General features: G+C 65.2%; 18 protein-coding genes. 14 read left to right on the top strand and 4 right to left on the bottom strand.

The features are described from left to right. Positions 1–102 precede the first annotated feature (102 nt). The 7 genes from pncB (at position 103) to FJ423_RS29610 (ending at position 7,795) form a co-directional block, all read left to right on the top strand. A complete protein-coding gene (pncB, locus tag FJ423_RS29575; protein ID WP_140846406.1) occupies positions 103–1,407 on the top strand; it encodes a nicotinate phosphoribosyltransferase in 1,305 nt (434 codons plus the stop codon). Between the two features lie 184 nt (positions 1,408–1,591). Beyond that, on the top strand, positions 1,592–3,034 hold the full coding sequence (locus FJ423_RS29585; RefSeq protein ID WP_140846407.1) for a hypothetical protein: 1,443 nt from the start codon (positions 1,592–1,594) through the stop codon (positions 3,032–3,034). A gap of 153 nt (positions 3,035–3,187) precedes the next feature. Beyond that, positions 3,188–4,492 carry an ABC transporter substrate-binding protein gene (locus FJ423_RS29590; protein WP_140846408.1) on the top strand — a complete coding sequence of 435 codons (1,305 nt, stop codon included), beginning with the start codon at positions 3,188–3,190 and terminating at the stop codon, positions 4,490–4,492. 16 nt (positions 4,493–4,508) lie between these two features. Then, positions 4,509–5,390, top strand: a complete 882-nt coding sequence (locus FJ423_RS29595; protein WP_140846409.1) for a branched-chain amino acid ABC transporter permease — start codon at positions 4,509–4,511, stop codon at positions 5,388–5,390. Then, positions 5,387–6,349: a branched-chain amino acid ABC transporter permease gene (locus FJ423_RS29600; RefSeq protein ID WP_140846410.1), complete on the top strand. Its 963-nt coding sequence runs from the start codon at positions 5,387–5,389 to the stop codon at positions 6,347–6,349. Before FJ423_RS29595 ends, FJ423_RS29600 begins: the two co-directional genes overlap by 4 nt. Then, the gene (locus FJ423_RS29605; RefSeq protein WP_140846411.1) at positions 6,346–7,074 is read left to right on the top strand and encodes an ABC transporter ATP-binding protein; all 729 of its coding nucleotides are present in this window, start codon (positions 6,346–6,348) and stop codon (positions 7,072–7,074) included. Before FJ423_RS29600 ends, FJ423_RS29605 begins: the two co-directional genes overlap by 4 nt. Further along, positions 7,067–7,795: an ABC transporter ATP-binding protein gene (locus tag FJ423_RS29610; protein WP_140846412.1), complete on the top strand. Its 729-nt coding sequence runs from the start codon at positions 7,067–7,069 to the stop codon at positions 7,793–7,795. Before FJ423_RS29605 ends, FJ423_RS29610 begins: the two co-directional genes overlap by 8 nt. Before the next feature lie 238 nt (positions 7,796–8,033). On the opposite strand, the gene FJ423_RS29615 is transcribed toward FJ423_RS29610, so the two are convergent. Next, complete coding sequence (locus tag FJ423_RS29615) at positions 8,034–9,416, bottom strand: sodium:proton antiporter (protein WP_140846413.1); 1,383 nt, start codon at positions 9,414–9,416, stop codon at positions 8,034–8,036. A 247-nt stretch (positions 9,417–9,663) separates the two neighbouring features. Beyond that, positions 9,664–10,278 (bottom strand): bifunctional nicotinamidase/pyrazinamidase, encoded by a 615-nt coding sequence (pncA, locus tag FJ423_RS29620; RefSeq protein ID WP_140846414.1) that lies wholly within the window; start codon positions 10,276–10,278, stop codon positions 9,664–9,666. Between the two features lie 303 nt (positions 10,279–10,581). Between pncA and FJ423_RS29625 the strand changes: the two genes are divergently transcribed. From FJ423_RS29625 to FJ423_RS29650, 6 genes are all read left to right on the top strand, one after another. After that, positions 10,582–11,439, top strand: coding sequence for a xanthine dehydrogenase family protein subunit M (locus tag FJ423_RS29625; RefSeq protein ID WP_140846415.1), 858 nt, complete (start codon positions 10,582–10,584; stop codon positions 11,437–11,439). 62 nt (positions 11,440–11,501) lie between these two features. Continuing rightward, positions 11,502–14,249 (top strand): molybdopterin-dependent oxidoreductase, encoded by a 2,748-nt coding sequence (locus tag FJ423_RS29630; RefSeq protein WP_181174943.1) that lies wholly within the window; start codon positions 11,502–11,504, stop codon positions 14,247–14,249. Continuing rightward, positions 14,246–15,787 (top strand): 6-hydroxynicotinate reductase, encoded by a 1,542-nt coding sequence (locus tag FJ423_RS29635; protein WP_140846417.1) that lies wholly within the window; start codon positions 14,246–14,248, stop codon positions 15,785–15,787. Before FJ423_RS29630 ends, FJ423_RS29635 begins: the two co-directional genes overlap by 4 nt. Continuing rightward, entirely contained in the window at positions 15,787–16,671 is an 885-nt protein-coding gene (locus FJ423_RS29640) for a UPF0280 family protein (RefSeq protein WP_140846418.1), read from the top strand. The genes FJ423_RS29635 and FJ423_RS29640 overlap by 1 nt, the downstream gene beginning before the upstream one ends. After that, positions 16,664–17,248, top strand: coding sequence for an amino acid synthesis family protein (locus tag FJ423_RS29645; protein WP_140846419.1), 585 nt, complete (start codon positions 16,664–16,666; stop codon positions 17,246–17,248). The genes FJ423_RS29640 and FJ423_RS29645 overlap by 8 nt, the downstream gene beginning before the upstream one ends. Then, positions 17,245–17,706 carry a MarR family transcriptional regulator gene (locus FJ423_RS29650; RefSeq protein WP_140846423.1) on the top strand — a complete coding sequence of 154 codons (462 nt, stop codon included), beginning with the start codon at positions 17,245–17,247 and terminating at the stop codon, positions 17,704–17,706. Before FJ423_RS29645 ends, FJ423_RS29650 begins: the two co-directional genes overlap by 4 nt. Before the next feature lie 259 nt (positions 17,707–17,965). On the opposite strand, the gene FJ423_RS29660 is transcribed toward FJ423_RS29650, so the two are convergent. Together FJ423_RS29660 and FJ423_RS29665 are read right to left on the bottom strand one after the other, a co-directional pair. Then, positions 17,966–19,654 (bottom strand): hydantoinase B/oxoprolinase family protein, encoded by a 1,689-nt coding sequence (locus tag FJ423_RS29660; protein WP_140846420.1) that lies wholly within the window; start codon positions 19,652–19,654, stop codon positions 17,966–17,968. A gap of 1 nt (position 19,655) precedes the next feature. Beyond that, positions 19,656–21,728 (bottom strand): hydantoinase/oxoprolinase family protein, encoded by a 2,073-nt coding sequence (locus tag FJ423_RS29665; RefSeq protein WP_140846421.1) that lies wholly within the window; start codon positions 21,726–21,728, stop codon positions 19,656–19,658. Positions 21,729–21,950: 222 nt separating this feature from the next. On the opposite strand from FJ423_RS29665, the gene FJ423_RS29670 reads away from it, so the two are divergent. After that, positions 21,951–22,778 carry a ferredoxin--NADP reductase gene (locus FJ423_RS29670; protein WP_140846422.1) on the top strand — a complete coding sequence of 276 codons (828 nt, stop codon included), beginning with the start codon at positions 21,951–21,953 and terminating at the stop codon, positions 22,776–22,778. The last annotated feature ends 542 nt before the right edge of the window (positions 22,779–23,320 follow it).

Consider the following 23,320-nt stretch of genomic DNA (forward strand, 5'->3'; position numbering starts at 1 on the left):
AAAGCAATTCCGCGCAACGGGGTTCCGTCCGGAATTGATCGAACAAGGATTTGAAGCGTGGCGCCCGCGTTCCCGTGCGTTGTGCTTTATGGGTGAGCGAGCATGGCAAAGACCGATATAGCGCGGCGCGTCTACAACCACACCTGGAAGCTCGACCCGATCGTCCGCAGCCTGCTGGACACCGACTTCTATAAGCTTCTGATGCTGCAGATGATCTGGGGCATGTATCCCAAGGTCGATGCCACCTTCACGCTGATCAACCGCACCACCTCGGTGCGGCTGGCCGATGAGATCGATGAGGGCGAGTTGCGCGAACAGCTCGACCACGCCCGCACCTTGCGCTTCTCGAAGAAGGAAATGATCTGGCTGGGCGGCAACACCTTTTACGGCCGCAAGCAGATCTTCGAGCCGGAATTCCTCGCCTGGCTCGAGGATTTCCGCCTGCCCGAATACGAGCTTTCCAGGCGCGACGGCCAGTTCGAGCTCTCTTTCGCCGGGCCCTGGATGTACACGACGCTTTGGGAAATCCCGGCACTTGCGATCATTAACGAGCTGCGCTCGCGCGCCGCGATGCGCTCCTTCGGCCCGTTCGCGCTCGACGTGCTCTACGCCCGCGCCAAGGCCAAGATGTGGGCCAAGACCGAGCGGCTCAAGGCGCTGCCCGGCATCCGTATTTCCGACTTCGGCACAAGACGCCGCCATTCCTTCCTGTGGCAGCGCTGGTGCGTCGAGGCGCTGAAGGAAGGCATCGGCGATGCCTTCACCGGCACCTCCAACGTGCTTCTGGCCATGGATAACGACCTCGAGGCTTTGGGCACCAATGCGCATGAATTGCCTATGGTCTTCGCGGCGCTTGCCAGTTCCGAGGACGAGCTGAGGCAGTCACCCTACAAGGTGCTGCAGGACTGGCAGCGCTACTATGGCGGCAATCTGCTGATCGTGCTCCCCGACACTTTCGGCACCGCCGCGTTCCTGCGCGATGCGCCGGACTGGATCGCCGACTGGACCGGCTTCCGGCCGGACAGCGCGCCGCCGATCGAAGGCGGCGAGAAGGTCCTCTCCTGGTGGCGTGAGAAAGGCAGGGATCCCAAGCAGAAGCTGCTCATCTTCTCCGACGGCCTGGAAGTCGAGACCATCGAGGAGACTTACAAGCATTTCCGCGGCAAGGTGCGCATGTCCTTCGGCTGGGGCACCAACCTCACCAATGATTTCGAGGGTTGCGCGCCGACCGAAACCAAGAGCCTCGACGCCATCTCGCTCGTCTGCAAGGTCAGTGAGGCCAATGGCCGGCCGGCGGTGAAGCTGTCGGACAACCCCGCCAAGGCGACGGGGGATGAGAAGGAGATCAAGCGGTATCTGAGGATATTTGGCGAGAAGGGCCGGGTGGAGCAGCTGGTGAAGGTGTAGAGGAGTAAGGTCCGGACGAATGGAATTCCCGGATAAGCCGAGTTCCTTCGCGCCCCCCTCTGTCCTGCCGGACATCTCCCCCTCTAGTGGGGAGATTACGCTGTCATCTCCGCTTTCGCCAATCTCCGACGTTGCAGGAGGAGAGCTGGCGCCGAAACTGCTAATCTCCCCCCAAGAGGGGGAGATGCCCGGCAGGGCAGAGGGGGGCGCCGTAGAGCGCCAACCTTGGAGGTTGGCCTTTCTCGCAACTGCCTTGGCAGCCGCTCTCCCCACCCCCGTTTTCGCCCATGCCTCCGACCGCGGCCACGTCCTGCTCCTCCCGACCGGTTACTACATCGCCGGCGGCGCGCTGGCGGTGGCCGTCAGCTTCCTCGTCCTGGCCCTGCTGCCGGCCGCTGCCCTCGACAATTTCTGGCGTCGGCGCCTGCCCTTGTTCACCTTCGGCGACACCCCCCGCATTGTCGTCAGCCTGATTTCCTTTGCCGGCTTTGCGCTTCTCGTCGCTGCCGGTCTCTCCGGCAGTCGCGACCCGCTTTCCAACCCTCTCCCACTCGTGATTTGGACGCTGCTCTGGGCCGGCTTCACCCTGCTGCAGGGCGTCTTCGGCGACCTGTGGTCGTGGCTTAACCCGTGGTATGGGCCATGGCGCGTCTTAAGTCGGCTTGTCGGCAGCCGACGGGCCGAAGCCCCGCCGTCGCGCCTGATCAACTGGCTCGGCTACTGGCCGGCCTTCGCGCTGTTCTTCGCCTTCGCCTGGTTCGAGCTGATCGATCCGGCGCCCGACGATCCGGCCCGCCTGGCTTTTGCCGCCGGCACCTATTGGCTGGCGAGCTTCGTCGCGATGCTCCTCTTCGGCTACGACGCTTGGAGCCGGCGCGGCGAATTCCTCACGGTCTTCTTCGCCATGGTGGCCCGCTTCGCGCCTGTCGAGCGCCTCAATGGTCGGCTCTCGCTCTGCTGGCCCGGTGCGAAGCTGCTTGCCGGCGACCCGCTGCCGCTGAGCGGCACGGCTTTCCTCCTGCTGGCGCTTTCTTCGGTGTCCTTCGACGGCCTGTCGAAGACCTTCTTCTGGCTCAGCCTGTTCGGCGTCAACCCGCTGGAATATCCCGGCCGCACCGCGCTGGTCGGCATCGGCAGCTTCGGCCTCGTGCTGACCCTTGTCCTGCTCGCGGCGGTGTTCGCTTTGGCCGCCTTTCTTGGACAGCGCCTCGCCGGCGATGCGCAGTCGTTCGGAAAAGCCGCCGGCCTGCTGGTCTGGTCGATCGTGCCGATCGCGCTCGCCTATCATATCGGGCATTACCTCACCGTGCTTTTGGTCGACGGCCAGTATGCGCTGGTCGCGCTCTCCGATCCTTTCGCGCTCGGCTGGAACCTGTTCGGTACCGCCAACAGGATGGTCGAGGCCGGCGTAGTCGCCGGCGCCGAGTCCGCCTGGTGGCTGTGGAACCTGCAGGCCGGCGTCATCATCGCCGGCCATGTGCTGGCGGTCCTCGTCGCACATGGCCTTGCCTGGCGTCTCCATCCTCAGCCGTCGCGTGCGGCGCTCAGCCAGCTGCCGCTCACGCTGCTGATGATCGCCTACACGATCTTCGGCCTGTGGCTGCTTGCCACGCCGACGGCGGGATGAGACAAGGGCCGCCGTCATGACGCGAGGGAAGCTAGCTTGCCACGTCGCGGCTTTGGTGATTTAGTTTGTACACATGCAATTTTCCCATCCTTCGTAAGGGGATGGCTTAGCCGCCTTATCGCTGGTCAAGACTGAAAAAACAGGGGAACCGACATGGCTGACAAGAACGGATTTTTCGACCTCTCCAAGACGACGCTGTCGCGCCGCACCGCGCTGAAGGGTATCGCCGCCGGGGCCGGCCTGGCGCTGGCGCCGGGCTTCGTCCGTTACAGCCAGGCGCAGAGCTCGGCGCCGATCAAGATAGGCTTCCAGTTGCACCGCACCGGCATCGGCGCCGCCTATGGTCGCTGGTACGAGAAGACCAGCGCCGCCGCTATCAAGGCGATCAACGACGCCGGCGGCATCAGCGGCCGCAAGGTCGAGTTGGTCATCGAGGACGACGGCACCGATCCGGCGCGCGGCGCCGAGGTGGTCAACAAGTTTGCCAAGCAGCACAAGACCGACATCGTCTTCGGCACCTTGTTCTCGCATGTCGTGATCGGCTCGGCGCCCGCCGCCGGCGAGAACAAGATCCCCTATTTCGTCGTCAGCGAAGGCCATCACGTCGCTTCCACCAAGCTCAACCGCTACGTCTTCCAGCCCGGCATCACCGACGTGAAGAGCCAGATCCAGTCGATGGCGCCGTGGATCGCGGCGAACGCGGGCAAGAAGGTGACGCAGATCTTCCCCGACTTCGCTTTCGGCTACGACCATCGCGACTACCTGCCGCCGGCGCTGAAGGCGCAGGGCGCCGACGTGATCGCTCAGATCGCCATCCCGCCGACGGAGTCGTCCTTCACGAAATACTTCCCGCAGATCCCGGCCGAGACCGAGGTGATCTACCATGTCATGGTCGGCCCTGCGGTGCTCACCTTCGTCAAGGAGCTCGGCGAGTTCTACGGCTCGCAACGGCCGCAGCTCTTCGGCTTCATCGACTCGCTCGAAGCCGTCGACATCAACAGCCCCGGCCTCGAATTCCTCGACGGCAGCCATTTCTGGGAAGGCTCTCCGCGCTATGCACAGCCTGACGACTCGGCCGCGCAGAAAGCCTATCGCGCCGCGGTCAGCATCGACGACAACGGCGCCGCCGTCGGCGACCCCAAGGACGTCTCCACCGCCGCCCACATGTTCGGCTGCTGGGAAACGCTCTATGTCGTCAAGAAGGCGATGGAGGACGCCGGCTACAAGGGACCGGAGGACCGCGCCAAGCTGGTCGAGGCGACCGAGGCGCTGAAGGAGTTCGCCGAAGGGCCGGAGCATCCGCAGGGTCCAAAAACCTTCAACGGCAAGATCCACCAGTGCTTCGGCATCCAGAACATCTCCAAGGTCGAAGGCGGCAAGCTCAAGGTCGTCCACAAGACCAAGATCGAGGATGGCCTCTACGAGCCGGAAGGGGACTATACGAAGCAGGCGCTGTGAGCTTGTCTCATAGCATATGCACTTCGGACCCCATCTCCTCCTCGCCGCGCTCGAAGGCCTCGTCACCTCCGCCGTGCTGGCGCTGACGGCGCTTGGCCTGTCTCTGGTGTTCGGCGTCATGCGCGTCGTCAATGTCGCGCATGGCGAGTTCTTCATGCTGGGCGCGGTGCTCGCCTGGGCGGTCTCGACGGCGATTTCCGGCCACCCCGCGATCGGTTTCATCGCCGCGCTGGTGATCGCGCCCTTGCTGGTCGGGCTGGTCGCGCTGATTGCCGAACGCCTGGTGCTGCGCCGCCTCCACTACAATCCCGAAGGCACCATCGTCGCCACCATCGGCATGCTCTACATCATCCAGCAGCTGGCGCTGACCTTCTATGGTCCCGAGGCGCGCCCGGTCGAGCCGCCTTTCAGCTACCGCATTCTCCTGCCTTGGTTCGGCTATTCCGGCTACAAGCTCTCGGTGGTCGCCGCCTCCGCCATTCTGCTGGTGATCACCTGGCTGGTGCTGACGCGAACGAAGATCGGCCTGATCATGCGCGCCACCCAATATGACCGCGAGACGGCGCAGGCCTTCGGCATCCCGGTCGAGCGCGTCTATGCCGGCGTCTTCGCCGTCGGCGCCATGCTGGCGGCGATCGCCGCGGTGCTGATCGTGCCGATCAGCCAGGCGCATTATCTGATGGGGCAGGATCCGCTGCTGCTCTCCTTCATCGTCGTCATCATCGGCGGCCTGGGATCGCTCCGCGGCACCGTGGTGGCCGCCGTCCTGATCGGCCTTTCCGACGGCATCATCTCGATGTTCTTCTCGCCGACGCTGGCCAAGATCATCGCCACGCTGGTCGTCGCCATGGTGCTGGTGTTCCGGCCGCAAGGCCTGTTCGGGACTACGCCGCGATGAGGGATGCTTCACCGGCAAAGACCTACGCCTTGCATATCGGCGTCATCGCGCTTCTCTTCGCGCTGAACTTCGTCCTGCCGGACTACCACCAGGGCCTGTTCGCCCGCATCATGGCGCTCGCCGTCTTCGCCATGGGCTACAATCTGCTCTTCGGCTATGTCGGCCTGCTCAGCCTCGGCCATGCCATGTTCTTCTCGGCCGGCCTCTACGGCGCCGGCTTGACCGTCTATCACCTCGGCTGGGGCGTGCCGGCAGCTTTTGTCGCCGGCGTCGCCTGTGGCGCGCTGCTCGCCTTGGTCATCGGCCTGCTGGCGCTGCGCACCTCCGGCGTCGCCTTCATGATCGTCACCATGATGTTCGCTCAGGTCTTCTATCTGCTCATCCTCTATTTCGCCGCCTGGACAGGCGGCGACCAGGGCTTGGTCATCCAGCAGGCGTCGCGGGTGATCGCGATCGGCGGCGCATCCTTCGACCTGACCGACCCGACCGTGCGCTACATGAGCGCGCTGGCGCTTTTCTCGATCATTCTGCTCGTCACCTTAGCCGTCGTCCGCTCCCGCTTCGGCCGCGTGCTGGTCGCCATTCGCGAGAATGAGGAGCGCACCAAGATGCTCGGCTACGACACGGTCGCCAACAAGCTCGCCGCGGTCGTCGCCTCCGGGGCCATCTGCGCGGCCTCGGGCGCGGCCTATGCGCTGCTGTTCGGCTATGTCGGCTCGAGCTTCGCTTCCGTGCAATATTCCATCCTGCCGCTGCTCTGGGTGCTGCTCGGGGGTGCCGCGACCAAGCTCGGGCCGCTCGTAGGCACGCTGTTCATGTATTATGTCACCGACATCACCAGCGGCTTCACCTCCGCCTATCTGCTGATCGTCGGCGTGGCGCTCATCCTGTTGGTGCTGTTCTTCCCAAAAGGCATTCTGGGCAGCATCCGCGAGCGCTGGCTGAGGTGGCTGCCATGATGCCGCTGCTCACCACCAAGGGCCTGTCGCGCCATTTCGGCGGCCTGCGCGCCGTCGACGGCGTTGACTTCGCGCTGATGCCGGGCGAGATCCGCGCCATCATCGGCCCGAACGGCGCCGGCAAGACCACCTTCGTCAGCCTGCTCTCAGGCCGCATCCGGCCGTCCTCCGGAATGGTCGTCTTCGACGGCGCCGACATCACCGCCATGCCGGCTTACAAAAGGGTTCGCCTCGGCGTCGCCTATACATTCCAGATCACCAGCGTCTTCGCCAATCTCACCGCCTTCGACAATGTCGCGCTGCCGGTGCAGCGCACGTTGACCGACGGCCGCACGAAGGGCCAGGTGAGAAGCGGCGTCATGGCGGCACTCGAGCGGACCGGCCTTGCCGACCGCGCCGGCACGCTTGCCGGGCAGCTTTCCTATGGCCACCAGCGCCTGCTCGAAGTCGCGATGGGCCTGGCGCTGAAGCCGCGCCTGCTGATCCTCGACGAGCCGACGCAGGGTCTCGCCGACAGCGAGATCGACAATTTCATCATGCTGGTGCGCGAGATCGCCAGGGACGCTACGGTGCTTTTGATCGAGCACAACATGCCGGTGGTCATGCAGCTTGCCGACCGCATCACCGTCTTCAATTCGGGAAAGATCCTCGCCGAAGGAACGCCGGGTGAGATCCGCGCCAACACGCAAGTTCAGGATGCCTATCTCGGGGCGACCCATGGCTGACTCCATTGGAGCCAATGGCGGATTGCTCACCATTTCCGGCCTCGATTGCTTCTACGGCGAGGTGCAGGTGCTCTACGGCCTCGACCTCACGCTGAACAAGGGCGAGGTGCTTTGCCTGTTCGGCCGCAATGGCGCCGGCAAGACGACGACACTGAAGGCGATCATGGGTCTGGTGCCGGCGGCTGCCGGCTCGATCAGGCTGGACGGCAAGGAACTGACCGGGCTCGCCGCGCATGACGTGCCGAAGGCCGGCGTCGCCTATGTGCCGCAGGGCAGGCGATTGTTCGCCGAGATGACGGTGGCGGAAAACATCGAGATCGGCCTGATGGCGCGCGGCAAGGGCAAGCAAACCCGCGAGAGCGTGCTCGATCTCTTCCCGTTGCTCAGGGAGCGGCTGAGGCAACGCTCCGGCACACTCTCCGGCGGCGAGCAGCAGATGCTGGCAATGGCCCGCGCGCTCTGCCTCGAGCCGCAGGTGCTGCTGCTCGACGAGCCGACCGAAGGGCTGATGCCCTCGATGATCGCCAAAATCCGCGAAACGGTGGCGAAGCTGCGCGAGCTTGGCGTCTCGACCATCCTGGTCGAGCAGCGCGTCGACGCCGTTCTGTCGGTCGCCGACCGCGTCTCATTCATCGAGAACGGCCGCAATCGCGAGACGGTAGAGGTCGAAGCACTGCGCGCCGACCCGTCGGCGGTGCGCAGGTATGTGGGGGTGGGATAGGGCGCCGAATGCGCGTCGGTGCCAAGACTATCGGCGGCTGCGCTGCCCCTCATTGCGCTACCGGGCATTTCTCCCCTTGAACGGGGAGAAAGAAGCTGGCCGCGACCTCGGCGGTCATTCTGCAACGTTGGTGATTGGCGAAATCGGCGATGCCAGCCCCCTTCTCCCCGTTCACGGGGAGAAGATGGCGGCAGCCAGATGAGGGGCAGCGCCGGCGGTGGAAATTGAGTAGCTCAGCTCATCGAAAAAACATTAACCCGGCGATCAAGAACGTCGGGATCAGCACCAGCCCCGACCACGCCATATAGCCGAAGAAGCCGGGCATCTTGAAGCCGCGATGCCGGGCGATGGCGAAGACCATGAAGTTCGGCGCATTGCCGATATAGGTGTTGGCTCCCATGAACACGGCGCCCGCCGAGATCGCGGCCAATGTCGAGGCGGCCTCGGTCATCAAGTGGTGCGCCTCGCCGCCGGCAAGCTCAAAGAACACCAGATAGGTCGGCGCATTGTCGAGAAACGACGACAACGCCCCGGTCAGCCAGAAATAGGCGAGATTGTTCGGCTGACCGTCGGCGGATGTGACCAGGGCCACCAGCGGCGCCAGCGCGCCGTTATGGCCGGCCCGCAGGATGGCGATCACCGGCACGATGCAGGTAAAGATGCCGGCAAAGAGCTTCGCCACCTCGGCGATCGGCTCCCAGGTGAAGCCGTTCGCCTCGCGGTGGCTCTTGTACGAGACCTTGAGGGACAGCAGGGCAAGCGCCAGGATGATCGCGTCGCGCACCAGGTTCTGCAGCTCGAGGCCGACGCCGAGGATCGGGATGCTGACGCCCGGCTTCCAGCTCGCCGAAAGCAGGATCGCGCCGATCACGCCGGCAAGCAGCGGCAGGTTGGCGAGGCCGCGCAGGCGCACCTTCGTGTCCGGCGTCGGATCCTTGATCTTCGGCATGCCGCCCTCGCGGCGATGCAGCATAATGTCGAGCGCCAGGAAGATGGTGAGTACCAGGCCGCCGCTGAACAGCGTCTCGCGCCACAGGTTCGCGGTCGTCCAGAAGAAATCGACGCCGCGCAGGAAGCCGACGAACAGAGGCGGATCGCCAAGCGGCGTCAGCGAGCCGCCGATGTTGGAGACCAGGAAGATGAAGAAGATCACCACATGCGCGTTGAACGGCCGGTTGTCGTTGGCGCGCAGCATCGGCCGGATCAGGATCATTGAGGCGCCGGTGGTGCCGATCACCGAGGCAAGCAGCGCACCGATGAGCAGCAGGCCGGCATTGACGAGCGGCGTGCCGTGGATGTTGCCGGCAAGCAGGATGCCGCCCGAGATGGTGTAGAGCGCGAACAGGAGGATGATAAAGGACAGATATTCGGTAAGCAGCGTGTGCAGCACCGCTTCGCCTGCCGACGGAAGGCCGAAGGCGATCGTCAGCGGCACCACCGCCAGCATGGCCCAGGCAGCGGCGATCTTGCCGTAATGATGCTCCCACGCATGCGGGAAAAGCAGCGGTCCGGTCGCGATCGACAACAGCAGGCCGGCAAAAGGCAATCCCCACCACAGCGGCATCGCGGCGCCCGGCAGCCCGTGAATTTCGGAGGCGAGAGCCTGGACCGGAAGCAGCATCGCGATGGCGAGCGCGATGAATGCGAAAAGCTCCTTCCTTCGGCCGCGGCGCGCCTTCCCCTTCTCCCCTTGTGGGAGAAGGTGGATCGGCGCGTAGCGCCGAGACGGATGAGGGGTGTTCCAGCGGAGTGAGGCGTTGGCGTTCCCTGGAACACCCCTCATCCGTCGCCTTCGGCGACACCTTCTCCCACAAGGGGAGAAGGGGGAGCCCGCAATCTGGGCGAAGGGGCTCTTCTCCACTGGCGGATCAGTCCGCCGAATGGTCTTCGAGCGTCACGCCGGCGTCGCGCATCCGCTTCAGCATCGCCTCGACCGAGCCGTTGAGGTCGATGCCGCGGCAGGCGTCGAGCCGCACGGTCGTCCTGAAACCCTGCTTGACCGCGTCGAGCGCCGAGAAGGCGACGCAGAAATCGGTGGCGAGGCCGACCAGGGTGATCGTGTCGATGCCGCGTTCCTTCAGATAGCCTCCGAGACCGGTCGGCGTCTTATGGTCGTTCTCGAAGAAGGCGGAATAAGAATCGATCGCCGTGCGGAACCCCTTACGGATCACCAGTTCCGCCTTGGTCCAGGCGAGCCCGGAATGGAAATCAGAGCCGAGGCTTCCCTGGATGCAATGATCCGGCCACAGCGTCTGCGGCCCATATGGCATCTCGATGCCCTCGAAAGGCTGCGTGCCCGGATGGCTGGAGGCAAAGCTCGAATGCCCGGCCGGGTGCCAGTCCTGGGTCAGGATCACGTGCTCCGTTCGTCGGATCAGGTCGTTGACCAAGGGCACGATCTCGTCGCCGCCGGCAACCGCCAGCGCGCCGCCGGGGCAAAAATCATTCTGCAGGTCGATGACGATGAGCGCTTCTTCGGCCATGCGGTCCCTTTCGTTTCGGCCCTCTCGTCTGGCTTGGGGCACCTGTCCAAAAGCCGCTGACGCGACCGGACACGGAACCTTGACCAGATGGCCGGCGGCGTCAACCCTCCGGCGCCATAACAATCGCGTTCAGCTCTTCGCGGCGCCAACTCCGGCTTTGACAATTCCGGCCGGCCTGATATCATTTGCATACGAATGAATTTGACCGGTCCGGAGACCGGCAAGAAGACCTGAAGCGGCACTTCGGGGAGGCCTGGGGAAGGCCTAAGGTCTGGGAAGGCGCAATTGTCTGGAAGGCAGAGCGTGATCCGTTACGCAAAACCCACCACGGTCGACGACGCGCTCGCTTTGCTTGGCGAGGACCGCTGGCGCATTCTCGCCGGCGGCACGGATTTCTATCCGGCGCAGGGCGCGAAACCCTTCTGCGACAACATCCTCGACATCAACGCTCTCGCCGAACTGTGCGGCGTCGCCGAAACGGACGGGCATTGGCGGATCGGTGCCCGCACAACCTGGACCGATATCGTGCGCCAGCCGCTGCCGGCGGCGTTCGATGTGTTGAAATCGGCCGCGCGCGAGGTCGGTTCGGTCCAAATCCAGAATGTCGCCTCGGTGGCCGGCAATCTCTGCAATGCCTCGCCGGCAGCGGATGGCGTGCCGGCGCTTTTGGCCCTCGATGCAGATGTCGAATTGCGCTCGGCGAAAACCATCCGCCATCTGGCCCTCGGTGACTTCATCCTCGGCAATCGCCGCACGGCGCTTCGGCCGGGCGAGATGGTCACCGCCATCCGCGTGCCGAAGCGTTCCGCTGCCGGCAGCTCGGCCTTCGTCAAGCTCGGCGCCCGGCGCTATCTCGTCATCTCGATCGCCATGGCCGCGGCGCGGCTGGTGGTCGAGAATGGCGTCGTCGCCGATGCGGCGATCGCCGTCGGCGCCTGCTCGGCGGTCGCCCGCCGTCTCGCCGGTGTCGAGGCGGCGTTGCGCGGGCGTCCGATCGATGAGGCGCTTGCCGATGCGGTGCTGTCCGCGCCGATCGACGAACTGTCGCCGATCGCCGATGTGCGTGGCAGCGCGGAATACCGACAGGATGCCGCGCGCGAGATCGTAGCCCGAGCGGTGCGCGCTGCGGTCGATCACGGCGAAGGCAAGGTGGCCGCATGAGCATGACCCAGTCCGGCGCGGCCAAATCCGGCGTGGCTCAATCCGCCATGGCCCGGTCCGGCATGGACCGCTCCGAGATCGCCTTCGAGGTCAACGGCGCCGCCGTCAGCGTGTCGGCGCCGCCGGTCAGGCGTCTGTCGCAGGTGTTGCGCGACGAGTTGCGGCTGACCGGCACCAAGGTCGGCTGCGATGCCGGCGACTGCGGCGCCTGCACGGTGCTGGTCGACGGCAATCCGGTCTGCGCCTGCCTGATGGCGGTGGCCTCCGTAGCCGGCGCCTCCGTCACCACTGTCGAGGGCCTCGCCGATGGCCGGCTGTCCGCCTTGCAGGCCTCCTTCCTCGAACATGGTGCCGCGCAATGCGGCATCTGCACGCCCGGCCTGCTTGTGGCGGCCACCGCGCTGCTGGATCGCAATCCCACGCCGAGCGAGGCCGAGACGCAGGACGCGCTGGGCGGCGTGCTTTGCCGCTGCACCGGCTACAGGAAAATCGTCGCGGCGGTGATGCAGGCCTCGCAGCACATGAACAGCGTGGATCTTCGCCTGCCGGAAGCCGGCCATGCCGTCGGTGCCTCGCCGATCCGGCTCGACGGCGTGCCGAAAGTCACCGGCGACGAAAAATTCGGCGGCGATTCCTTCCCGTCCGACGCACTGGCGGTGCTTGTGGTGCGCTCGCCGCATTATCATGCCCGCTTCAGCTTCGGCGATCTCGATGCCTGGTCAAAAGCGCACGCCGGCATTGCCGGCGTCTTCACCGCAAAGGACATTCCGGGAAAGAATTGTTTCGGCGTCATCGGCCCCTTCGCCGACCAGCCGGCGCTGGCCGATGGTTTTGCGCGCCTGCGCGGCGAGGCCGTGGCGCTCGTCGCCGGCGAGCGCGAGGCGATCCTCGAACTCGACCTGACGGACTTTCCCATCGCCTGGACCGAGCTGCCGCACGTGCTGCAGCCGCGCGATGCGAAGGCTGACGGCGCGGCACTGATCCATCCTCACCGCCCGGCAAACCTGCTCACCTCCGGTTATGTCGAGCGCGGCAATCCCGATGGCGCGCTCGCCGGTGCAGCGGTCACTGTCTCCGGCGCCATCGAGACCTCGTTTGTCGAGCACGCCTATATCGAACCGGAAGCCGGTTACGCCTATATGGATGGCGACACGCTGGTTGTCGTCGCCTGCACCCAGGCGCCCTATATGGACCGCGACGACACGGCCAAGGTGCTGGGCCTTGCCGTAGACAAGGTGCGCATCGTGCCGACGGCGACAGGCGGCGGCTTCGGCTCGAAGCTCGATGTCTCGCTGCAGCCTCTCATCGGCCTCGTGGCGATGAAGACCGGCCGGCCGGCAGCACTTGCCTACACGCGCAACGAATCGATGATGTCGACCACCAAGCGCCATCCGGCCGAGATGAAGGCGACGATCGGCGCCGATGTCGAAGGCCGGGTCACCGGCATGGTCTTCGAGGGCGATTTCAACACCGGCGCCTATGCCAGTTGGGGTCCGACCGTCGCCAATCGCGTGCCGGTGCATGCCTCTGGCCCTTACCTCACGCCAAACTACCGGGCGACGGGCTACGCCATCCACACCAATGGTCCGATCGCCGGCGCCTTCCGCGGCTTCGGTGTGCCGCAAGCCACCATCATGCAGGAAACGCTCTATGACGAGCTCGCCGCAAAGCTCGGCATGGATCGTCTCGACTTCCGGCTGAAAAACTGTCTTCGTAACGGGTATGAAACGGTCACGGGTCAGCGCCTGGAATCCGGTGTCGGTATCGGCGAATGCCTGGAACAGCTCAAGCCGCACTGGGCGCGTGCGCTGGCGGACGCGAAGGCGTTCAATGCGACCCATGCCGCAAGCAAGCGCGGCGTCGGCGTCGCCTCTTGCTGGTATGGCTGCGGCAACACCTCGTTACCCAATCCTTCGACCATCAAGGTCGGCATCTCGGCCGCGGGTGACGTCGTCCTGCACCAGGGCGCGGTCGACATCGGCCAGGGTTCCAACACCGTCATCAGCCAGATATGCGCCGACGCGCTCGGCCTGCCGCTGGCCAGTTTCAAGCTGAAGGGCGCCGACACCGCCATCACGCCCGATGCCGGCAAAACATCCGCCTCGCGGCAGACTTTTGTAACGGGCAAAGCGGCCGAGAAGGCCGGCCGGGCGCTGCGCGAGAAAATCCTGCGCTTCGCCAATGTCTCGGACCAGGCGACGATCGCGCTCGACGGCGCCGGCATCTCCATCCGAGAGGGCGATGCCGCGCGGCGCATTGATCTTGCTGCGCTGGAGGCCGGTGCCGACGGCCTGGTGTTCGTCGCCGAAGAAACCTACGACCCGCCGACGCTGCCGCTGGACGCCAAGGGCCAGGGCAAGCCTTACGCGGTCTACGGCTATGGCGCGCAGATCGCCGAGCTCGAGGTCGATCTCAAGCTCGGCACCGTGAAGCTGATCAAGATCACCGCCGCGCATGATGTCGGCAAGGCGATCAACCCGGTGCTGGTCGAAGGCCAGATCGAGGGCGGCATCGCGCAAGGCATCGGCATGGCGCTGATGGAGGAATATATCCCCGGCCGCACCGAGAACCTGCACGACTACCTCATCCCGACCATCGGCGACGTGCCGCCCATCGAACATATATTGGTCGAGGTTCCGGATCCGGAAGGACCGTTCGGCGCCAAAGGGTTGGGCGAGCATGTGCTGATCCCGACCGCGCCGGCGATCCTCAATGCCATTCGCCATGCCACAGGCGTCCTGGTCACCAAGGTGCCGGCGACGCCGAGCCGCATCCTGGCGGCGATCCGCGAGAAGGAGGCGCGCCGATGAGCGAGCTTGCCGAACGTTTCGAAACCCACGATCCCGGTGAGAAGCAGGTGGCGGAAAAGATCCGCTGCGATGCCTGTCCGGTCATGTGCTACATCGCCGACGGCCGCACCGGCGCCTGCGACCGCTACGGCAATGTCGGCGGCCGCATCGTGCGCATGGATCCGCTGACGATCCTCGACCACGCGGCCGAGACCGGCGGCGCGGTCGTACCGTTCATTGCCGAGGGCGAGGCCTGGGATGGCGAGCTGGTCAACACCGGACGCCGCTTCGTCACCGCGATCGGCGCCGGCACCACCTATCCGGACTATAAGCCCGCGCCCTTCATCGTCAGCCAGGAAGTCGAAGGCGTCGATCTCGTCACAGTCGTCACCGAAGGCATCTTCTCCTATTGCGGCGTCAAGGTGAAGATCGACACCGACCGCCACATCGGCGACGAGACCGCGATCGTGCGCTCCGAAGGCGAGGCGATCGGCCATGTCACGACCGGCGAATACGGCTCGCAGATGCTGTCGCTCGGCGGCGTCCATCATCTGACCGGCGGCTCGAAAGCGGAGGGACGTGCCACCTGCGACGCGCTGCTCAATCTCTGCAACAGGAAACCGGTCGAGCTCACCATTGACGGCGGCGCGACGGTCATCGTCGAAGCCGGCAAGGCGCCGGTCATCGACGGCAAGGTCGAGCACCGCATGCGCGTCGGCTGCGGCTCGGCGACCATCGGCATGTTCGCCACGCAATGGCGCGGCCTCGTTGACGAGGTGGTGGTGGTCGACGACCACATCACCGGCGTCGTCTCCGAGCATCAGGCCGGCAAGGTGCTGGGCTGGGAGGATACCGGGATAAAGATCATCGGCCGCCGCTCGACACCCGGCCGCTATTTCAAGGTGTCCGAGCCCGGCCTCGGTTGGGGTGGCACCACGATTTCCGATCCGCTGTCGATCCTCGGCGATTGGAACGCCAAGAAGGGCGCGCGTCCCGGCCTGTCGCTGCTGATGGTCTCGACCACCGGCGAGCAGTTCGCCTATTACGAGCTCGACGACCAGCTGAAGCCGGCCCAGAAGCCGTTTCCCGAGCGGCTGCAAAAGTCCGTCGGCCTGATCGAGGACAATTGCGAGCCGGCTTTGTGCACGGTTCTGTTCATCGGCGGCGCCGGCGGCTCGCTGCGCGCCGGCGTCACCGAAAACCCGGTCAACCTCACCCGCTCGGTGCAAAGGTTGAAGACCTATGTGACCGTGGGCGGCGCGCCGGTCTATGTCTGGCCGGGCGGCGGCATCACGCTGATGGTCGACGTCACCCGCGTGCCGGAAGGTGCCTTCGGCTATGTGCCGACCCCGGCTTTGGTCGCGCCGATCGAGTTCACCATGCGCCGCGACGACTATGTCCGGCTCGGCGGCTATGAGAACGAGATCCGCAGCGTGGAGGACATTCTCGCCAGGGGTGGTGAGTATCTCAATCCGCGCAGCAACACCGGCGCGCCGGCCGGCAATCCCTGGCCGCCGCTGGCGCAGCTGCGGCGCGCCGTGGCGAACGGGGCCGGCTGATGAATGGCCCGCAGGCGCATTGGCTTGCCGACGGCAGGCGGCTCCATCTCAACCATGGGCCGATCGATCTGATCGTCGAGGCCTTTGGGGAAGCGGATGAATGCCGCGCCGCTTACGAACAGGCGGTCGCCCGCTTTCAGACGATCCTGATCGAGGTGGTCGAGGAGCTGCCCGAACTGCGCCTGCCGGCCTTCTTCCTGGCGCCGCGCGATTTCGCCGGCCCGACAGCGCGCCGCATGGAGGCGGCCGTCATGCCGTTGGCGGAATGCTTTATCACGCCGATGGCCGCCGTTGCCGGTTCGGTAGCCGACGAAATTCTCAGCGCAATGCTCGCCGGCCGCCGGCTCGACCGCGCTTACGTCAACAATGGCGGCGACTGCGCTCTCCATCTTGGCATCGGCCAGACGATGACAGTGGCGATCGCCGGCACCGGGCACGGCATGGCCGACCGCGTCGCCATTCGAGCCGAAGACGGCGTGCGCGGCGTCGCCACGAGCGGCTGGCGCGGCCGGTCGTTTTCGCTGGGCATAGCCGATGCGGTCACGGTGCTGGCGCCGACCGGCGCCGAGGCCGACGCGGCGGCAACGCTGATTGCCAACGCCGTCGATCTACCCGGACATTCCGCCATTGCACGCGCCGCCGCGCGCGATCTGGCGCCAGACAGCGATCTCGGCGAGATGCTGGTGACGCAAAGCGTCGGCCCGCTTGACGCCGCGGAGATTGCTCGCGCGCTGGACAACGGCCTTGCCGTCGCCGAAGATTTTCGCCGGCGCGGCCTGGTCGCCGCCTCGGCGCTGTTTCTGGCGGGCGAGGCCCGCATCAGTGGCTCGGTGACGCTCGCTGCGCCCAATAAACATAAAGCGAAGGAAACTGCCCATGCCTGACTTTCCGATCCGCAAGGTCGCGGTCTTGACCGAGGAGATTTTTCACGACGGCGGCTCCGTCGCGAAAGAACCCCGCCTGCGCGCGGCGGCTCTTGCCGTGGTCAAGAACCCCTTCGCCGGCCGCTATGTCGAGGATTTGCAGGGCGCGATGGAGGACCTGAAGCCGCTCGGGCTTCTGCTCTCGGACAGGCTGATCGCGGCGCTCGGCGGCGATGTGAAAAAGATCGACGGCTACGGCAAGGGCGCCATCGTCGGCACGGCAGGGGAGCTGGAGCACGGCGCGCTGTGGCATGTGCCGGGCGGCTACGCCATGCGCGAGCGTCTCGGCGACGCCAAGGCGATCGTGCCCTCGGCCAAGAAGGTCGGCGCCTTCGGCGCGCGGCTCGATGTGCCGCTCGGCCACATCAACGCCGCCTATGTGCGCAGCCATTTCGACGCCATGGAGGTCGGCATCAGCGACGGCCCGCGTCCGGACGAGATCCTGTTCTGCCTCGCCATGACCTGCGGCCCGCGTGTCCACAACCGCATGGGCGGCCTGGCTGCTGAGGACATCAAGGCATGGGACGGCCTGAGATGAGCGCCGAGGACAATCTGCTGCGGCTGGTCGAGGCCGAAGACAGCGACGAGAACAACTACCACCTGCAGGACCAGGTCGGCTTCATCCTGCGCAAGGCGCATCAGCGCCATGTCTCGATCTTCGCCTCGCATATCGGCGACCTGACGCCGCCGCAATTCGCCGCTTTGGCCAAGCTTTACGATATCGGCGAAACCTCGCAGAACCAGCTCGGAACGCTGATCGCCATGGACGCCGCAACCGTGAAGGGCGTCATCGACCGACTGAAGGCGCGCGGGCTGGTCGAAGTCTCCAAGCATGAGGTCGACAAAAGGCGGCTGCTGGTCAATCTGACGCCGGAAGGCCGCGAGGCGATCGAGCGGCTGATCCCGCTCGCACGCACCATCACCGAGGAGACGTTGGCGCCGCTGACGGCCAAGGAAACCGCGACGTTCCTGCGGCTGTTGGCGAAGCTGGCGTGAAGGGTTGCTTTCGAGAGGGGTGGCACCTTTAGACGCTGGAGGGACAGCACCCCCCTCTGGCCTGCCGGCCATCTTCCCCACAAGGGGGGAGATCAGATGTCATCTCGGCCTTCGCAAATCTCCGGCGTTGAAGAGAGAGCGCCAAGGCTGAACTGCCAATCTCCCCCCTTGCGGGGGAGATGCCCGGCAGGGCAGAGGGGGGTGTGAAGGAACTCGACGGAAGCATGTCGGCACCTTCGATCGATCGTTAGCCGTCCGCCTACACGTCCACCCCGAACATCTCCCTGGCCTGCTCAGCCGTATAGTACCCGAGCCTGACATCCTCGGCGACCTGCTTCGGGTCGCGCTCGCGCGGATCGCCGTAACCGCCGCCGCCGGGCGTGCCGACACGCACGCGGTCGCCGGCCTTGAGCGCGATGTCCTGTTCCTTGGAAAGATGCGGCGGCACATGCGCTTCGCCGCCCCGGAACACGGTCACGCTGTTCGGCGCGCCGTCCCTGCCGCCGAGCGCGCCTTGCGGCCCGAAGCGGCCGTGATCCATGACGAAGGACGCGCGCGCTTCGCCGCGCAATAGCTCGACTTCATAGGCAAGCCCGAAGCCGCCGCGATGTTTTCCCGCGCCGCCGGAGCCTTCGCGCAAGGCGTAATGCCGGTAGAGCACCGGAAAAGCCTGTTCCATGATCTCGACCGGGGGCGATTTCGAAATGCCGATCGTCGAGCAGCCATTGCTCAACCCGTCATGGCCGGCATTGCCGCCATAACCGCCGCCCGAGATCTGGTACATGACATAGTCGCGCCCGCGCGCCGGATCGTTGCCGCCGAGCGCGAAATTGCCGCTGGAGCCGGCGGGCGCCGCCGTCACCTTTTCCGGCAGCGCCTGCACCATCGCGGCGAATACGGCTTCGGCGATGCGCTGCGAAACCTCCGCCGCGCAGCCCGAGACCGGGCGCGGATATTTGGCGTCGAGGAACGTGCCTTCCGGCCGCTTGACGTTTAGCGGTTCGAAGGCGCCGGCGCTGATCGGCACTTCTGGAAAAATATGCCGCATGGCCAGATAGACCGACGACAAGGTCGTCGCCAGCACGCTGTTCATCGGTCCGGCGCAGGGTTTCGATGAGCCGGCAAAGTCGAAGGTCAGCGTGTCGCCTTGCTTCTCGACGGCGAGATTGATGGTCAGCGGCTCGTTTACCACGCCGTCGGAATCGACGAAGGCCTGCGAGCGGTAGACGCCGTCCGGGATCACGGCGATCGAGGCGCGCATCTGCTCAGCGGCGCGGCGGCGCAGTTCGGCAATGGCCTCAACGACGGTTTCGTCCCCGTAACGATCCAGGATTTCGTTGAGTCTGTCCTGGCCGATCAGCAGCGCCGCAGCCTGCGCGCGGATGTCGCCGATGCGCTGGTCGGCGACCCGGATGTTGGAACAGATGATGGCGTAGATCTCCGGATCGAGCGTGCCCTTCTTGAACAGCTTTACCGGTGGAAGACGCAAGCCCTCTTGCTCGACCGCGGTGGCGGAGGCTGAGAAGCCGCCCGGCACCGAACCGCCTATATCCGGCCAGTGGCCGGTGTTGGAAAGCCAGCAGAAGATCTGGCCGCAGCGATAGACCGGCATGACGAAGCGCACATCCATCAGATGTGTGCCGCCGAGATAGGGGTCGTTGACGATGTAGATGTCGCCGGGCTCCGGCGCCAGGCAACGGCCGTCGGCGATCATCTCGATGACGGTCTTGGTCGAGTATTGCATGACGCCGACGAAGACCGGCAGGCCCTGGCTGCCTTGCGCGATCAGCGAGCCGTCGACGGCCGAATAGATGCCGTCCGAACGGTCATTGGCTTCCGCGATGACCGGCGAGAAGGCCGCGCGCGAGAAGGTCAGGTCCATCTCGTCGCAGACCTGCTGCAGCGCCGCCTGCAGCACCGAAAGCGTGATCGTGTCGAGCTTTGCCATCTCAGGTCTCGCCGATGTCGATGATGATGTTGCCGTCCGCATCCGAGCGCGCCCGGTCGCCGGGTTCGAGCACGGTCGTCGCATCCATCTGTTCCAGGATCGCCGGACCCTCGATTGTGGCGTCGAGCGGCAGCTTTTCGCGCGCATAGACCGGCGTGTCGTGCCAGCGCCCGTTGTACCAGACCGGCCGGATTTCGCGCCGCGCCTCTGTTAGCGTTGCCGCGCGTCCCGCCGGGTCGATCAGCCGCGACAGGTCGATCTGCGGCCGCACGCCGGTGACCGAGGTGTTGAGGTTGACGAGGTTGGCGCGGATTTCCGGCAGCTCGACCTTGAAGCGGGCGAAATATGCCTTCTCGAACAATTGCTGCAGTGTTTCTCGTGAAACCGACGAGGAGGGCAGCGGCACGTTGATGATGTGCGTCTGGCCGACGAACTGCATGTCGGCCGAATGGGTGACGCGGATCGCGTCGGGTTTCACCGCTTCCTTGGCAATCAGCGCCTCACCTTCGTTACGGTGCCGTTCCAACACCTCGCGAAGCGCGGTTTCATCGAGGCCGCCGACCGGCTGGTTGATTGTGTTGACGAAGTCGTGCCGCAGATCGGCCACAACGCAGCCGAGCGCGTTGGTGATGCCCGGGCGCGCCGGCACGAGCACCCTCGGCAGGCCGAGCTCGCGTGCGAGCGCCGTCGCATGCAGCGGCCCGGCGCCGCCGAAGGCGAACAGCGCGAAATCGCGTGGATCGTGGCCGCGCGACACCGAGACCATGCGGATGGCGCCCGCCATCTTCATGTTGCCGAGCCTCAGCACAGCACCCGCCGCTTCGACGCCGGAGAGGCCTGTGTGCTTGCCGATCTTGTCCTCGAAAATATCGGTGACACGCTCGACCGTGACCGGATTGTCGACGGCGAGCAATTTCTTCGGCGCCAGGCGGCCGAGCACCAGATTGGCGTCGGTGATGGTCGGCTCGATGCCGCCGCGCCCGTAGCAGATCGGGCCTGGGTTGGCGCCGGCGCTTTCCGGGCCGATCTGGATCAGCCCGGCCGCATCGACGCGCGCGATCGAGCCGCCGCCGGCACCGACGGTGTGCACCGCCACCATCGGCACATGGATCGGCATCGCATATTCGATCTCGATCTCGTTGGAGACGGCGGGTTCGGCGTTGCGGATCAGCGCCACGTCGGTCGAGGTGCCGCCCATGTCGTAAGTGACGAGATTGCCGAAGCCGGCGCGTTTTCCCGTATAGGCGGCGGCGATCACGCCGGAGGCCGGGCCGGACATCACGGTCTTGGCCGATTCCTGCGTGACGAAGCGGGCCGAGATCATGCCGCCATTGCCGTTCATGATCAGGAAGTCACGGGCGTAGCCCTTTGCCGCCAGTTCCTTGCGCAGCCGCTCGACATAGCGCTCCAGGATCGGCTGCACCGAGGCGTTGACCGCCGCGGTGACGCCGCGCTCGAACTCGCGCGCTTCCGAAAGCAGCGCATGGCCGGTGGTGATGTGGCTGTTCGGCCAGAGCTCCGCCGCGATCTCTGCCGCACGCCGCTCATGCGACGGGTTGGCGTAGGAGTGCAGGAAATGTATGACCAGCGACTCGCAGCCGGCGTCGAGCAGCGCCTTCACCGCATCGCGCATCTCGGCTTCGTCGAGTTCAATGCGCACGGCGCCCGACGCCTCGACCCGCTCCGACACTTCCAGCCGAAGGTCGCGGGGAATGACGGGAACAAAAGTGCCCGTCATCCCATAGGCCTGCGGCCTTGTGCGGCGCCCAAGCTCGATCACGTCGCGAAAGCCTCGGGTGGTGATCATGCCGGTCCGCGCTAGGCGACGTTCCAGCACGGCGTTGGTCGTGGTCGTCGTGCCATGCACGATGAGGTCGATGCCATCGATCGGAAAACCGGTGGCGCCAAGTGCCGCGACGACGCCGAAGGCCTGGTTTTCCACCGTGGTCGGTGTCTTGGCGATATGGACCTTGCCGCCCGCCTTGCCGTCGATCAAAAGCAGGTCGGTGAAGGTTCCGCCGACATCGATGCCAGCCACGACGTTTCCCGCCGACGCCGAAAATTTCTCATTCATTGCCGAAACCCGAAATGCCAGGACTACGGATATGCCTCGGTTTGGAAAGGCGTTTTACGCCGCCATCTTGACCTGAAGATCATTTGTATACTAATAAATTCCGGACACAAGAGCTTACCGCTTGACAGTGTGCAGGGAGCACGCCGGAACCTGACCGTTCGGGCGCGCACGAGAAGGTTTGGCGCCCAGTGCGTTTCATCTGGGCCGGAAAGTTGGGTTGGAATGAACACGACATCCGCGTTGAACGTCGCCGGCGCAAAGCCGCTGCAGTTCCCGATCCCGGCCAATGTCTATGCCGAGACCGTGGTGTCGGTGAAGCATTATACCGATCGGTTGTTCTCCTTCCGCATCACCCGGCCGCAGTCGCTGCGCTTCCGCTCCGGCGAGTTCGTCATGATCGGCCTGCCCAATGCCGAGAAGCCGATCTTCCGCGCCTACTCGGTCGCCAGCCCCGCCTGGGACGATGAGCTCGAATTCTTCTCGATCAAGGTCCCGGACGGTCCGCTGACCTCCGAGCTGCAGAAGATTGAGGTCGGCGACACTGTCATCATGCGCCAGAAGTCGACCGGTACGCTGGTGCTCGACGCGCTGACGCCCGCCAAGCGCGTGATCATGATCTCGACCGGCACCGGCATCGCGCCCTTCGCCAGCCTGCTGCGAGACCCCGATACCTACGAGAAATTCGACCAGGTCATCCTCACCCACACCTGCCGCGACAATGCCGAGCTCACCTATGGCCAGGAACTGGTGGCCGGGCTCGAGAGCGACCCGCTGATCGGCGAGCTGACCGGCGGCCGCGTCACGCTCTATAATTCGACGACCCGCGAGGAATCGGCGCGCATGGGCCGCATCACCGCGCTGATCGGCTCGGGCAAGTTCTATTCGGACCTCGGCATCGACAAGCTCAATCCCGAGACGGACCGCATCATGATCTGCGGCTCGATGCACATGCTGAAGGACGTCAAGGAACTCGCCGAAAGCCTCGGCTTCCAGGAAGGCTCGCTCAGCCATCCGGCCAGCTTCGTCGTCGAGCGCGCCTTCGTCGGCTGAGACATATCGCGGTCCGCCTGCTCTGTTGGAGGCGTCTGAGATTAGCGACGGCATTCGCGCTTCGTCATTCTAGGGCGGAGCAAGGAGCGGAGCGACGCGCGCAGACCCTCCATGCCGTTACGCTAAGGCATTGCGGCGGTTACGGAATTCTGCACCGTTGCACTCTGCGGCAGAGGTCACGGCATGGATACTCGGGTCAAGCCCGAGTATGACGAAGGGATGGGCATTTCGGCCAATCTCCAACGCATGGAGCGCCTACCCAGCATGATGTTTTGACCATACGGTCAAAAATCTGCTGCCTGAGCGGGCTTTTTGCGCTATGACCCTTTGAAAGACTCGTGAAGCATCGCTTCACGGGCTATCTTCGTTCGTGCCACCCAATGACACCCACGAAGGCATAAAAGCGCAAAGGCGCTGAGTGAAAGGGCAGGAGATGAGCACGATCCGCGAGCCCGGCGCAGGCGCGCCCAAGGTGATGCCGCTGCCGACGCGCGCCGCCGCCAACACGCCGCTGCCGCTGGAACACGGCATCGCCCGCAACC

Source organism: Mesorhizobium sp. B2-8-9 (assembly GCF_006439475.1).
Classification (GTDB): domain Bacteria; phylum Pseudomonadota; class Alphaproteobacteria; order Rhizobiales; family Rhizobiaceae; genus Mesorhizobium.